This is a genomic window from Agrobacterium sp. El2ro-1b, from assembly GCF_048298475.1.
In the GTDB taxonomy this organism is placed as follows: domain Bacteria; phylum Pseudomonadota; class Alphaproteobacteria; order Rhizobiales; family Rhizobiaceae; genus Agrobacterium; species Agrobacterium fabrum.
Window position 1 is genome coordinate 395,762 of record NZ_CP103458.1, and the last position, 13,230, is coordinate 408,991.

A 13,230-nucleotide genomic window follows, 5' to 3' on the forward strand; every position below is an offset into this window, starting at 1 on the left:
TCGTTCCAACCGGTCCCGCAACGTTGGATCGCAATTCTCCGTCCGAAGGCCTCCGCATGCGTCACGTCGTTTTCGCCCTGTCCGTCTTCCTCTCCGCATCAACCCTTGGCGAAGCGGCGGTAATCACGCCGGTGCCCATGGCGTCCGGCAACGATATCATTCTGGCGCAGTCCTATAATGATGGTAGCCAGGACTATTACTCCGGCAGCAATCGTGACCGCCAGCGACGCGCGCGTTTCGTCTGCGTTGTCACCCCGCCGGAGAGCGCCAATCGCCGCCGCCCCTATATCTGCCCGATAGAGCAGGGCCGTGTTGGCGGCGCCTGCCGCTGCTCGGGCGTGGTCGGCAGCGGTACGGTCGATACCGCCTGGTGATTATTTCTCCAGCACCGCCACTGCTTCCACATGCGGCGACCACAGGAACTGGTCGACCGGCGTGACGCGGGTGACGCGGTAGCCGCCTTCCGTGAGGATGGCGAGATCGCGTGCGAGTGTCAGCGGATTGCAGCTCACCGCAACGATCTTCTTCACCGTGCTGCGGGCCAGTTCCTTGCACTGGACTTCCGCACCGGCGCGCGGCGGATCGAACACGACCGCGTCGTAATTCTTGAGTTCGCTTGTCATCAGCGGCCGGCGGAAGAGATCACGCTTTTCGACGCTCACCGGTTTCAGGCCCTGCGTGTTACGGGCGGCGAAATCGAGTGCCTTCAGCGCTTTGTCTTCGGCTTCTACCGCATGCACCCTGCCGATGCGCGCGAGCCTGAGCGCAAAGGTGCCGGAACCGCAGAACAGATCGGCAATGCGTTTGGATTTGCCCACATGGGCAAGCACCAGCTCCGCCATGGCGTCTTCGGCCTGCTTCGTCGCCTGCGTGAAACCGCCGGCCGGCGGCGAAACCGGGACGCCGCCGAATTCGATGATCGGCTTTTGTGGTTCGATCAGGATTTCCCCCGACAGCGAAACGCGGGCAATGCCGCGCATGGCCAGCACCGTTTCCGTGAGCGTGCGCCGCTGCTTGTCATTGACCGACTTGATGCCCTCGACGGAAATATCGAGACCGGAGAGCGTTTCGAGAACGGTGATGCGGAAAGGCTCGGCATTTGCCACCATGGAAAGCCCGATGGCGCGGATGGCATCGAACCGTGAGACGATGCCCGGCGAGGTGACGGGACATTCCTCGATGGCGACGATGTGATGGCTGTTCGCCTGGCTGAAGCCCAGCAGCAGACCCTTTTCCGTCTTGCGGGCGGCAAACACCGCACGGCGGCGCTCGCCGGGGCGACAGATGACGAGATCGTCGACATCAGGCGTCAGGCCTTTCGATTTCAGGGCCGATATCACCAGTTCCCGCTTGTAGGCGCGGTAAGGCGCATCGGCGAAGTGCTGCAACGAACAGCCGCCGCAGGTGCCGTTGACGCCTTCGGGGCCGAAGTGACGACAGACGGGGTCACGGCGGTCTGCCGAGGCCTGCGCTATCGATATGACCGTGCCCTGATCCTTGACCTTGGCGATGGCGACCGTTTCGCCGGGTAGCGCGAAGGGCACGTAGACCGGGCCGTCGGGACAGTGTGCGATGCCATCGCCCTGTGCGCCGAGGCTCTTGATGGTGACGGTCTGTGTGCTCATGGCTTTTCGCCTCCGAGAAGAAATTCGACATTACCGTCGCCGCCGGAAATCGGCGAGGGAATGAGGCCGAGGCTTTTCCAGCCCATGTCCTCGGTCAGCCAGCGTTCCAGCTCGGCCGCCACGGCGGGCGCCGTTTCCGGCTCCTTCAAAAGGCCTGCCTTGCTGATGGCATCACGCCCCGCCTCGAATTGCGGCTTGACGAGCAGAACCGCCAGAGCACCCGGTTCCGCAAGCTCGAGCGCAGGCGCAAGCGCAAGCTTCAGCGAAATGAAGGACACATCGGAAACGATGAAGCCGATGGGTCGTTCATCGATATCATCAGTGGTGAGGAAGCGCGCATTCAGCCCTTCCAGGCTGGTGACGCGCGCATCGTTCTCGATCCTTGGATGGATCTGCCCGTGGCCGACATCTATGGCGACGACGTGTTTCGCGCCGCGATGCAGCAGCACCTCGGTGAAGCCGCCGGTCGATGCACCGACGTCGAGGCAGTCGAGGCCCCTCGGATCGAGCTTGAAATGATCGAGCGCGGCTGTGAGCTTCAGGGCGGCGCGCGAGACGTAAGCCTGCGCCGGATCGGTGATGGCGATCTTGACATTCGCAGCAACGGTCTGGCTCGGTTTGGTGACGATTTTGCCGTTCACGCTCACGGTGCCGCGCGAAACCGCGTCGCGCGCACGCGAGCGGCTGGCAAAGTGGCCAAGCGACACAAGAAGCTGGTCTAGCCGTTCATTTTCAGATGTTTTGGACATGATCCCGTGTCAATGACCGCCAAACCCCGCAGATGCAAGCGATTTATCGCTGGAACCGCCCCACAAGCCCTCCGGGCGGCATAAGAAATATGCCGCGGGTATCATGAAAACGACATATGAGATTAATCCAATATAAAGTCTTGTAATGCACTTTGTCCGCAAGGCCCGTGTGGCCGGTCGGAACCTGCCATGACGGCGTCTCCCCCATTTTCCAGAAATTGCGGCCGTTGCAGCGCAGACGTTTGCTCCGTGGCATCGGGTCGCCGAGAGAGTTTGCGATGTCGCTGAAAAATCTCCCCATTAACCTGAAGCTCATAGCCACCTTCTGTGCCTTGATGGGCGTGTGTCTGCTCGCGTCTGCGGTTGTGTTCTGGCAGACCCGGGGGAGCGAGCGTGTCACGATTGAAAACAACCGCACCAAGGACATCATCCAGGCTGTGGATGGTGCGACGGCCGCCATGCTGGAACAGGCCGTCAACCAGCGCGGTTTCCTGCTGTTCCGCAGCGACAGCACCTATAATGATGTCTTCGCACAGCGCGAACTGATGCTGAAGAAGCTCAGCGACGCCCGCGCCCTGGCCGCCGGCCAGCCTGATATCCTGAAGTCCATCGACGATATGGAAAAATCCGCCACCGTGTTCTTCAAGGAACTGGCAGAGCCGCAGATCGCCGCCCGCAAGACGACGGAAGCGCCGATTTCTGAAATCATCGAGATCGGCCGCAACCAGGCGAAAGGTCAGCTTGATGGCTTCCGCGCTGCCGCCGCCAAGATCAAGGAACAGCTGAACGGCCTGTCCACCGTCTACGCTGCTGAACAGCAGGCTGCCGCCCGCAATCTGGAATACGCGCTTCTGGGCGGCGGTGCCGTCGCCGGCCTTCTCGCCGTTCTCCTGATCTGGGCGCTGTCGCGCTCAATCGTCACGCCGATCGTCGGCATGACGGCGGCCATGAGCCGGCTTGCTGATGGCGACCTGACGACGGAAGTTCCCGCCACGGATCGTGGCGACGAAGTCGGCAAGATGGCGAAGGCCGTTCTGGTCTTCAAGGAAGCCGGTCTCGAAAAATCCCGCCTTGCCGGGGAGACTGACCGCATGCGCTCCGCAACGGACGCCGAACGCCGCCGCAACGAGGAAGAAAAGGCGCGCGACGAAGCCGCCAGCGCCTTCGCCAGCGCCGAGCTTGGCAAGGGCCTTGCCGCTCTCGCCGATGGCGATCTTTCCTATCGCATCGAAACGCCTTTTGTGCCTGCCATCGATCCGGTTCGCGTGAATTTCAACAGCGCGGTCGAAAAGCTGCAGCAGGCGCTGCGCACGGTGGGTGAAAACGCCGCCGCCATCAATGCCGGCGCTTCGGAAATGCTCTCTGCCGCCGACGACCTGTCGCGCCGCACCGAACAGCAGGCGGCCTCCATCGAAGAAACCGCTGCGGCTCTGGAAGAAGTCACCACCACGGTGCGTGATAGCGCCCGCGGTGCGGAGGATGCCGGCAATCTGGTTCAGCGCGCCCGCGCCGGTGCGGAGAAGTCGGGCGTCGTGGTCCGCAAGGCGGTTGCCGCCATGCGCGAGATCGAGAAATCCTCGGGCGAAATCGGCAATATCATCGGCGTCATCGACGATATCGCCTTCCAGACCAACCTCTTGGCGCTGAATGCCGGTGTGGAAGCGGCCCGCGCCGGTGATGCCGGCAAGGGTTTTGCTGTTGTCGCACAGGAAGTGCGCGAACTCGCCCAGCGCTCCGCCAATGCCGCCAAGGAAATCAAAACGCTGATCGGCGCATCCAGCCAGCAGGTGGAAAACGGTGTCAATCTGGTCGATGAGACCGGCAAGGCTCTGGAACTCATCGTGTCGGAAGTCGAAGAGATCAACGCCCATGTCAGCGCCATCGTCGTTGCCGCCCGCGAACAGGCAACCGGCCTGCAGGAAATCAACACGGCCGTGAACACGATGGATCAGGGCACGCAACAGAATGCCGCCATGGTGGAACAGCAGACCGCCGCCAGCCATTCGCTGGCCCGCGAAGCGGAAGCGCTGAACAGCCTGCTTGGCCAGTTCCGGATGGGCGGTACGCGCGCCGCCGTCGCCGGTGCCGGTGGATATTCCGCGCCGCGCCAGTCTTCCGCCAAGCCCGCCTTCCAGCCCGCGCCCGCCGCACCGGTTCGCAAGGCCCCGGTCAAGTCGGCTTCCGCAGCCGCACGGCCGGTCGCTTCTCCCGCCCGCGCGCTTGGCCAGAGCCTCGCCCGCGCCTTCGGCGGCGCTGCCGAAGCACCGGCTGCCAAGGATCAGGACTGGACGGAATTCTGAGACCGTTTTCAGATTGAATAACGGAAAACGGGGCCGCAGGGCCCCGTTTTTGCATCATCACTTGAGATATCATGTTCCCTGCACTCGGAACATCCGGGCAAAAAACTGCTCATCGGACAGTCGGTGCAGCAGGGCGGCAATGACGGCGGTCGCCGCAACGGCGAAAACAAGCCGCCCGATGAGAACGCCATAGACGTCGGCGCCGAGCGACATCACCACCAGCGTGTCTTCAATCACGCTATGGGCAAAACCCATGAACACGCAGGATAGAAACACCTGGCGTGGTGAGATCGTCCCCGACTGCGCTTCGCGGATCAGGAAACCCGCACCATAGGAAATCCCCAGGAACAGACCGATGGCGGTGAGATGTTCCGCCTCGCCGCGAATGCCGGCAAGACGCAGGAGCGGTGAAAGCGCCTTCATCATCAGCGCCAGCAGACCGGTGACGCGAAGGATTTCAAGTCCGAACGACAGGGCAAGGAGGATGACAAACATCCAGACCATGGTTTCCCCGAGACCGAGGAAATAGCCGGTCCATTCAGGTGTGGCGCTCATCGCAATCCAGGCAGGGTTCACCGGTGCAGACAACCATCCAGTCGCCTCCAGAAGCTGGTGCAGCAGAAACGCATAAAGCAGCCCGCCGCCGATGCGCAGCACCGTGGAAACGAGCATGCCCGGCCCTGCCTTTTCAATGATCTTCTGCTCGATAGGCAGACCGTGGGCAAAGAGGATCAGCGCCGAAAAAACGGTAATATCCGCGGCGCTCAATGACGATGCTGGAACAAGTGTGAAGATGAGCGGCACCGCGCCCCATATGCCGACCAGCATCGCCGTCAGCCAGGCAAGACCGAGTTCCGGGGGAAGTCCGATGAGGTTCATGACGGGCGCAAAGGCCGGTGCAACCGTCTCGATTGCCCCCATTCTCGATAGAACTTCGGTCAATATGGCGATCGGAACGGTAATCCGCACGAGTACCCAGTAAATTCCGAGCGTTTCCCGCGTTTTCTGCCGGACGGTTGTTGAAAATGGCATTTGAGGCTCCCTGAAGATCGCCCCTCTTCTCTAGGCCGAAGCCTTTCGCATTTGTGGTCAAAGATTGCATTCTCTTGCAATTTTATTGCAAATGAACTCAAGAGAGCTAAGCTGCCAACATGGATCGGATCGACCGGAAACTACTGAATATTCTACAGGGCGATGCCTCGCGCACCAATGTGGATATGGCCGATGAGGTGGGACTGTCTCCTTCCAGCTGCCTGCGCCGCCTGCAGCGCCTGCGCGCATCCGGCGTGATCGACCGCATTGTCGCGATCCTCAACCCCGCCAAGGCGGGACGGGTCCTCAAGGCGCTGGTGACGGTGGAGCTGAAACTGCACGGCGAGCAACATATGCGCCGCTTTCTGGACATTGCGAGCGCCGAAGAGGCCGTATCCCACGCCTATGCGGTCACCGGCGCAACCGATGTCGTCCTGATGCTGCGGCTGCGCGACATGGAGGAATTCGACGCCCTGTGCGACCGGCTTTTCCGCGACCAGCACAATGTCGCGCGCTTCTTCACCATGGTCGTCATCAAGACGGCGAAAGAAGAAACGGCGATCCGGCTTTAACCGGAACCGTCGCGGTTTTTCAGAAAGGTAATTTCCAGATGGCGCCTCGCATTAAACTGAAAATCCTGGATGGTTCCTATGGGATAGCCCGGCTTCCCGCGTCCGAGGCCATTCCGGCATGGGCCGATGGCGGCGGCTTTGTCAGCATCAACAGGACCGATGACGAACTTTCCATCGTCTGCCTGATAGATCGTATACCGCAGGATGTGCGGGTTGATCCGGGTTGGTCGTGTTTCAAGTTTCAGGGTCCGTTTGCTTTTGATGAGACCGGCATCGTGCTGTCAGTCATCGCGCCGTTGTCGACCAATGGAATAGGAATATTCGTGGTTTCGACTTTTGATGGCGACCACCTGCTGGTGAAATCCAATGATCTGGAGAAAGTGGCCGACCTGCTGGCAAATGCAGGGCATTCACTCCTTTAAAATCCATTTTGCCACGACGGCTTTTCTAAAAGAGGTACGTTTTGAACAATGAAATCGAACTCCCGGTGCAAAAGCAGCTGGAGGCCTATAATGCCCGCGACATCGACGCATTCATGGCCTGGTGGGCGGATGATTGTCAGTATTACGCGTTCCCGGCGACGCTTCTGGCAGGAAACGCGGCCGAGATACGAGTGCGCCACATCGAGCGCTTCAAGGAGCCGGATTTATACGGGGAACTGCTGACGCGCGTTATTGTTGGAAATGTCGTCATCGACCATGAGACCGTCACGCGGAACTTTCCGGAAGGAAAGGGAGAGGTCGACGTTGCCTGCATCTATGAAGTTGAAAACGGCAGGATCGTGAAGGCGTGGTTCAAGATCGGCGAGCCGCGGATAATGTCGCAAAAACCCTAGCGCGTGTAGAGGACCCGCGTCTCGTGCGCGGGCTTTTATGCAGCGTGGTCGGCCCGCATGGGATGCCAGACGGAAATATCCCGCGGCGCATCCAGAAGATCCGGCAGGGCATCGTGCCACGTCTGCCGATAGGGGCGGTTGATCTGAACGTCGATGACATCCTGATGGTCGCTCCAGGTCTCATGCAGCAGGAAGCGGTTCTCGTTTTCACCATCCCGGTGCAGGGTTGCGTTCACGAAGGTCTTTTCGTGTCGCATGGCGTCGAGCAGCGCGTTCAGCAATTCGAGAAAACGCTCGCGCTGGCCGGGGCGCACCTGAAAGCCGATGAGATAGGTGGTGTGCACGGGTCTTACTCCTGGGTGCCTTGCATCAGGACCGCGCGGGTTGCCGCATCGGCGGGGTAGAAACATTCCAGCACCAGTTCGGACAGTGTGACATCCGTGGCGGTGCCGAAAACCGTGGTGGTGGAGATGAAGCTGAGGATAGCACCCGAAGACGGATCACGAAGCCGGAGCGGTATCGCCAGCGGATCGGCCCCGTCGGCATGGGCAGAAAGCTTCGGTGCGGGATAGGACGCAAGCTCCGCATACAGGCGGGAAAGCACGTCGTCTCCCGTTTCCTCAACCTGGCGTTTCAGCCGTTCCAGCAGGTGGTGCCGCCATTCGGCAAGGTTGACGATGCGGGAACTCAAGCCACCGGGATGAAGGCTCAGCCGCAACGCATTGAGCGGCGGCTGAAGCAGTTCGGCGAAAACGCCGGCAAGCAGCGATGTGATCGCATCATTGGCGAGAACCACGTTCCAGTGCCGGTCGACGGCAAGGGCGGGGAAGGGCATATGCCCATGCACCACGGTTTCGACGGCTTGCCGGACTGCCGTCATGTCAGGTGCATCCAGTGACCGTTCAGAATGAACAGGTGCATAACCCGCCGCCAGCATCAGCCGGTTGGCGGCGCGGGCGGGCATTGAAAGCTGCTCCGCCAGCCGCACCAGCATGTCGCGGCTGGGGGAAGAGCGACCGCTTTCGACAAAACTCAGATGGCGCGTGGATATGTCCGCCTCCAGCGCCAGATCGAGCTGGCTCAATCTGCGGCGGGCTCGCCATTCTTTCAGCACTTGGCCGACATGTTCGCGATGATGTGTCATGCCCGCAGCCTAGCAGAAGACATCGCCAATGCGATTACCTCAGAAGTAATTGTTCCGCTTCCCGACCCTCGGCATGCTCAGGCCGTCAACCCAAAGGAGCGCAATCATGACACAGCATCTCGCAATCGCCGAAACCTATCTCGCGGTCTGGAACGAGGCAGACGGCGAACGTCGCAAACAGATGGTAAACAAGGCATGGGCCGAAACCGCCCGTTATATCGACCCCCTGATGCAGGGCGAGGGCCAGAAGGGGATAGCCACCATGATCGAGGCGGCGCGGCAGAAATTTCCCGGATATCGCTTCGTGCTGACGGGCACCCCTGACGGACACGGCGATTTCACCCGTTTCTCATGGCGTCTGATTTCGCCTGACGGAGACGATGTCGCCGGCGGCACCGATGTCGTCAGCCGCGATGCCGAAGGCCGGATCGACAATGTCGTCGGTTTTCTTGATGGCGCGGCGGCATAAAACAGTGACGAGGGGCGGGATCATCTGCCCGCCTCCTTCACCTTGGCAAGCGTGCTTCAGCCCGCAAACCCCACGCCAGCCTGACGCTGCCCAAGCGCATTGAACACGGTGGAAACAATGCCGGCGCGGTCGAGGCCGGCATTGGCATACATGGTCTCGGGCTTTGCCTGTTCCACCCACTGGTCGGGCAGGGTCAGCGTGCGGACCTTAGGTCCATGGTCGAGCAACCCGGCGCTGGCCATGAAATGCAGCACATGGGCGCCAAAACCGCCGACGGAACCTTCCTCGATGGTCACCAGAACCTCGTGATGGCTGGCCAGCTGGCGAATGAGATCGAGATCGAGCGGCTTGGCGAAGCGCGCATCGGCAACCGTGGTGGAAAGGCCGGCGGCATCGAGATCTTCGGCGGCCGCGAGGCATTCCGCCAGCCGCGTTCCGAAGGAGAGGAGGGCAACCTTGGTGCCTTCCTTGATGATGCGGCCTTTGCCGATCTGGAGAATCTCACCGCGTGCCGGCATTTCAACGCCGACACCTTCGCCGCGCGGATACCGGAAGGAGATCGGGCCTTCATCATAGGCCGCTGCCGTGCGCACCATATGTTTCAGCTCCGCCTCATCCGAGGCTGCCATCACCACCATGCCCGGCAGGGTGGCGAGGAAGGTCGTGTCGAAGGAGCCAGCATGGGTCGGTCCATCCGCACCGACAAAACCGGCGCGGTCGATCGGGAAACGCACGGGTAGGCTCTGGATCGCCACATCATGCACCAACTGGTCGTAACCGCGTTGCAGGAAGGTGGAATAAAGCGCGCAGAACGGCTTGTAACCATCGGCCGCAAGCCCGGCCGCAAAGGTGACGGCGTGCTGCTCGGCAATGCCGACATCGAAGGTGCGGGCCGGGAAAAGCTCCGCCATCTTGTCGAGGCCGGTGCCATTAGGCATGGCCGCCGTTACACCGATGATCTTCTCGTCAAGCGTCGCTTCCTGGATCAGCGCTTCGGCAAAGACGCTGGTATAGCTCGGCGCATTCGGCTTGGCTTTCGCCTGCGCGCCGGTGATGACGTCGAACTTGTTGACGCCGTGATATTTGTCCGCCGCCGCTTCTGCCGGCGCGTAACCCTTGCCCTTCTGCGTCACCACATGGATGAGAACAGGACCTTTCTGGTTGTCGCGCACATTGCGCAGCACCGGCAAAAGGTGATCGAAGGAATGACCGTCGATCGGGCCGATGTGGTAGAAACCAAGCTCCTCGAACAGCGTGCCGCCGGTCACGTAACCGCGCGCATGGGTCACGGCGCGGGTAATGGCGCGGTCGATAGTCTTGCCGAGATAGGCCGTCAGTTTCTTGCCGAAATCGCGAAAGCCCATATAGGTGCGGCCGGAGGCCAGCCGCGCCAGATAGGCGCTCATCGCGCCCGTCGGCGGCGCAATCGACATGTCGTTGTCGTTGAGGATGACGATCAGCCGCGCATCGAGCGCACCTGCATTGTTGAGCGCCTCGAATGCCATGCCTGCTGACATCGAACCGTCGCCGATCACGGCGATCACCTTGCGGTCGCTGCCACCGAGCCCTGCCGCCACCGCCATGCCCAGACCGGCGGAAATGGAAGTGGAGGAATGGCCGGCGCCAAAATCGTCATATTCGCTTTCGGCCCGCCGGGTGAAGCCGGAAAGCCCGTCTTCCTGCCGCAAGGTGCGGATGCGGTCACGCCGGCCGGTCAGGATTTTGTGCGGATAACATTGATGGCCGACATCGAAGATCAGCCGGTCTTCCGGCGTGTTGAACACCTTGTGAATGGCAATCGTCAGTTCCACCACGCCAAGGCCGGCACCCAGATGGCCACCGGTCTTCGACACGGCGTCAATCATCTCGTCGCGCAGTTCCCGTGCCAGTTCCGGCAGGTCGCGATCATCGATCTCCTTGAGATCGGAGGGGAAATTCACCCGGTCGAGCAATGGTGTCTGTGGCATTCCGGTCAATCGTTCGGCCTTTTCTGGTGGTCCGCAGGGCGCCCTCTATCGCGAAAGCCGGCGGGTGAGCCCTGCATGTCGTATACTTCTATAGAATTTCAACCTTCCGGCAAAGGGACAAACTCTTCTTCGTCACCGGGAACGATGTCGAAGCGACCTGTTCTCCACTCCTGTTTGGCCTGTTCTATGCGTTCTTTTGATGACGAAACGAAGTTCCACCAGATGTAACGGCGCTGATTGAGCGCCGCCCCGCCGAAGATCATGACGTGGCAGCCATTGCTGCCGGCCTGAAGCGTGATGTCGTCGCCGGGCCGGAAGACGAGCAATTGATCGGCTGCGAAAATATCGCCGGCCACATCGAGCGAACCGGACAGAATATAGATCGCCCGCTCCTCATGATCGGCGGAGAAGGGGAATTTTACCCCCGGCTCGAGCGAAAGATCGACATAAAGCGTATCGGTAAAAGCCGAAACGGGGGAGGTGAGGCCTTCGAATTCGCCGATCACCACCCGGCCCGACGCACCTTTGATATCGATCAGCGGCATGTCTTCTTTCGCCGTGTGGGCAAAGGCGGGGGCGATTTCTTCCATGTTGTCGGGCAGTGCCAGCCAGGTCTGCAGGCCGGACATGGAAAGCGGATGGCCACGCAGATTTTCCGGCGTGCGTTCCGAATGCACGATGCCGCGCCCGGCCGTCATCAGGTTGATATCGCCGGGGCGGATGACGAGTTCGGTGCCGAGACTGTCGCGGTGCTTGATTTCGCCGTCGAACAGATAGGTGACGGTGGACAGCCCGATATGCGGATGCGGCTTCACATCCAGCGCCTCACCGGCCTTCAGGATCGCTGGCCCCATGCGGTCGAAAAAGATGAACGGCCCGACAAGCCGCCGCTGCCGCGTCGGCAGCGCGCGGCGCACGGCAAAGCCGCCAATATCGCTGGTGCGGGGAATGATGAGATTCTCGATGGCATCGCAGGCAAAGGCATCACCCGCGACGGGATCGTTACCGGGAAAGAAGGACATCGCTTGCTCCTCGTATCGTCTGGCCGGAGTTTAGCATAACCGAAGGTTTGGGGAGCATAGCGATATCGAACGCAGTGTTAACTTGCCTGAGGGAACACGAGATTGTGAGAGGCTTAATTCACGCGATCATCGCTGACTAAGGTTTGCAAACCTCTCCTCCATCATCCTCGGCCCTGTGCCGAGGATCTAATCACGTCGAATAAAATCAATCGGTTGCAGATAACAGGGACAAGCCCGAGGATGACGTCGAGTGTGCAGATCAGGGACGTGGCCGCCTGTAGGACCACATCAAAACGCTCCCGCTAAACGCAGTCATTCCCCGTCGAGCGGCTCCACACCCTGCGGCTTGCCCGCGCGATCGAGACGGATTTTCTCGATCCGCTTCTCGGCGGCGTTCAACAGCGTCTCGCAATGTTTCTTCAGGGCTTCGCCGCGGTCATAGATGTCGATAGATTCATTGAGCGCAACATCTCCGCGTTCCAGGCGGGCGACAATGCTTTCCAGCTCGGCGACGGCCTTCTCGAAGGAGTATCCGCTTATATCGGCTGTGTTGGCATTTTCCGTCATGTTCAACCCTTCATCATTCTCAAAATATGCATGGCTGCCGATTCCGCCAGCCCTTCCAGATCATAACCACCTTCCAGCAGGCTGACGACCCGGTTGGAGGCGTATTTATCGGCCATTTCCAGAAGCCGGCCGGTTGCCCAGTCAAAATCCTCGCCCACCAGATTGATCTGCGCCAGCGGATCGCGGTGATGCGCGTCAAAACCGGCGGAGATAAGGATGAGATCAGGCGAAAAATCGGCGATTGCCGGCAGAACCCGCGATTTGAACGCTTCGCGAAAATGGTCGCTGCCGGTATTGGGTGAAAGCGGCGCGTTGACGATGTTGTTCTTTGCGCCGGTTTCGTTTTTATCGCCGCTCCACGGGTAAAGCGGCATCTGATGTGTGGAACAAAAGAGCACGGATGTGTCGTTCCAGAAGATATCCTGCGTGCCGTTGCCGTGATGCACGTCCCAGTCGATGATGGCAATGCGCTCTGCACCATGCGCCTTTTGCGCATGACGGGCGGCAATCGCCACATTGTTGAAAAGACAGAAACCCATGGCCTTCGCGGTTTCCGCATGGTGGCCGGGCGGGCGCGCGGCGACGAAGACATTGTCGGCCGCACCGGTAAACACGTCGTCCACCGCAGCCATAGCCGCACCGATGCCGGTCAGCGCCGCCTGCAGGCTTTTCGGGGAGAGATAGGTGTCGGACTCGATCCGGTTGATCTCCCCGTCCTCTTCCGGCACCTGCCGCATGACGGCAAGGAGATGCTCTTCCGGATGCGCCACAAGCACCGCATCCTCATTGGCCTGCGGCGCTTCCTTCCGGTCCAGCCGCTCGAAATTGGGATGTTCAAGCGCGATGTTCAGCGACCGCAGACGGTCCGGCCGCTCCGGGTGGCCTTCGGGCGTGATATGCTCAAGGAAGATAGGATGTTCGTAAAGGCGGGTCGCCATTCTTGTCCTC

15 protein-coding genes are annotated in these 13,230 nt (G+C 60.7%); 6 read left to right on the forward strand and 9 right to left on the reverse strand.

The annotated features are described in order from the left end of the window. Positions 1-56: 56 nt before the first annotated feature. Positions 57-374: a hypothetical protein gene (locus NYR50_RS01890; protein ID WP_418136602.1), complete on the forward strand. Its 318-nt coding sequence runs from the start codon at positions 57-59 to the stop codon at positions 372-374. Here NYR50_RS01890 and NYR50_RS01895 read toward each other — a convergent pair whose 3' ends face one another. Both NYR50_RS01895 and NYR50_RS01900 read right to left on the reverse strand, forming a co-directional pair. Then, complete coding sequence (locus NYR50_RS01895) at positions 375-1,625, reverse strand: class I SAM-dependent RNA methyltransferase (RefSeq protein WP_418136603.1); 1,251 nt, start codon at positions 1,623-1,625, stop codon at positions 375-377. Continuing rightward, on the reverse strand, positions 1,622-2,374 hold the full coding sequence (locus NYR50_RS01900) for a TlyA family RNA methyltransferase (RefSeq protein WP_418136604.1): 753 nt from the start codon (positions 2,372-2,374) through the stop codon (positions 1,622-1,624). Before NYR50_RS01900 ends, NYR50_RS01895 begins: the two co-directional genes overlap by 4 nt. Positions 2,375-2,652: 278 nt before the next feature. Between NYR50_RS01900 and NYR50_RS01905 the strand changes: the two genes are divergently transcribed. Beyond that, positions 2,653-4,674 (forward strand): methyl-accepting chemotaxis protein, encoded by a 2,022-nt coding sequence (locus tag NYR50_RS01905; protein ID WP_010971110.1) that lies wholly within the window; start codon positions 2,653-2,655, stop codon positions 4,672-4,674. A gap of 69 nt (positions 4,675-4,743) precedes the next feature. On the opposite strand, the gene NYR50_RS01910 is transcribed toward NYR50_RS01905, so the two are convergent. After that, complete coding sequence (locus tag NYR50_RS01910; RefSeq protein ID WP_418136605.1) at positions 4,744-5,706, reverse strand: nucleoside recognition domain-containing protein; 963 nt, start codon at positions 5,704-5,706, stop codon at positions 4,744-4,746. Positions 5,707-5,825: 119 nt separating this feature from the next. Between NYR50_RS01910 and NYR50_RS01915 the strand changes: the two genes are divergently transcribed. Genes NYR50_RS01915 through NYR50_RS01925 form a run of 3 tightly spaced genes read left to right on the forward strand, consistent with a single transcriptional unit; the run spans position 5,826 to position 7,113 of the window. Next, positions 5,826-6,278 carry an Lrp/AsnC family transcriptional regulator gene (locus NYR50_RS01915; RefSeq protein ID WP_035214491.1) on the forward strand — a complete coding sequence of 151 codons (453 nt, stop codon included), beginning with the start codon at positions 5,826-5,828 and terminating at the stop codon, positions 6,276-6,278. 38 nt (positions 6,279-6,316) lie between these two features. Continuing rightward, the gene (locus NYR50_RS01920; protein ID WP_418136606.1) at positions 6,317-6,700 is read left to right on the forward strand and encodes an ACT domain-containing protein; all 384 of its coding nucleotides are present in this window, start codon (positions 6,317-6,319) and stop codon (positions 6,698-6,700) included. 41 nt (positions 6,701-6,741) lie between these two features. Further along, positions 6,742-7,113, forward strand: coding sequence for a nuclear transport factor 2 family protein (locus tag NYR50_RS01925; RefSeq protein ID WP_418136607.1), 372 nt, complete (start codon positions 6,742-6,744; stop codon positions 7,111-7,113). 35 nt (positions 7,114-7,148) lie between these two features. On the opposite strand, the gene NYR50_RS01930 is transcribed toward NYR50_RS01925, so the two are convergent. Both NYR50_RS01930 and NYR50_RS01935 read right to left on the reverse strand, forming a co-directional pair. Further along, complete coding sequence (locus NYR50_RS01930) at positions 7,149-7,457, reverse strand: putative quinol monooxygenase (RefSeq protein ID WP_418136608.1); 309 nt, start codon at positions 7,455-7,457, stop codon at positions 7,149-7,151. A 5-nt stretch (positions 7,458-7,462) separates the two neighbouring features. Next, entirely contained in the window at positions 7,463-8,257 is a 795-nt protein-coding gene (locus tag NYR50_RS01935; RefSeq protein ID WP_418136609.1) for a helix-turn-helix domain-containing protein, read from the reverse strand. Between the two features lie 106 nt (positions 8,258-8,363). Between NYR50_RS01935 and NYR50_RS01940 the strand changes: the two genes are divergently transcribed. After that, a complete protein-coding gene (locus NYR50_RS01940; RefSeq protein WP_418136610.1) occupies positions 8,364-8,726 on the forward strand; it encodes a nuclear transport factor 2 family protein in 363 nt (120 codons plus the stop codon). Positions 8,727-8,782: 56 nt separating this feature from the next. On the opposite strand, the gene dxs is transcribed toward NYR50_RS01940, so the two are convergent. The 4 genes from dxs to NYR50_RS01960 all read right to left on the reverse strand — a co-directional run bounded on the left by dxs (position 8,783) and on the right by NYR50_RS01960 (position 13,220). Further along, positions 8,783-10,702, reverse strand: coding sequence for a 1-deoxy-D-xylulose-5-phosphate synthase (dxs, locus tag NYR50_RS01945; protein WP_418136611.1), 1,920 nt, complete (start codon positions 10,700-10,702; stop codon positions 8,783-8,785). 89 nt (positions 10,703-10,791) lie between these two features. Then, positions 10,792-11,715 carry a pirin family protein gene (locus tag NYR50_RS01950; RefSeq protein ID WP_418136612.1) on the reverse strand — a complete coding sequence of 308 codons (924 nt, stop codon included), beginning with the start codon at positions 11,713-11,715 and terminating at the stop codon, positions 10,792-10,794. Positions 11,716-12,027: 312 nt separating this feature from the next. Further along, complete coding sequence (locus NYR50_RS01955) at positions 12,028-12,282, reverse strand: exodeoxyribonuclease VII small subunit (RefSeq protein WP_374638540.1); 255 nt, start codon at positions 12,280-12,282, stop codon at positions 12,028-12,030. Positions 12,283-12,284: 2 nt separating this feature from the next. Further along, positions 12,285-13,220: a histone deacetylase family protein gene (locus NYR50_RS01960; protein ID WP_418136613.1), complete on the reverse strand. Its 936-nt coding sequence runs from the start codon at positions 13,218-13,220 to the stop codon at positions 12,285-12,287. Positions 13,221-13,230: the final 10 nt, after the last annotated feature.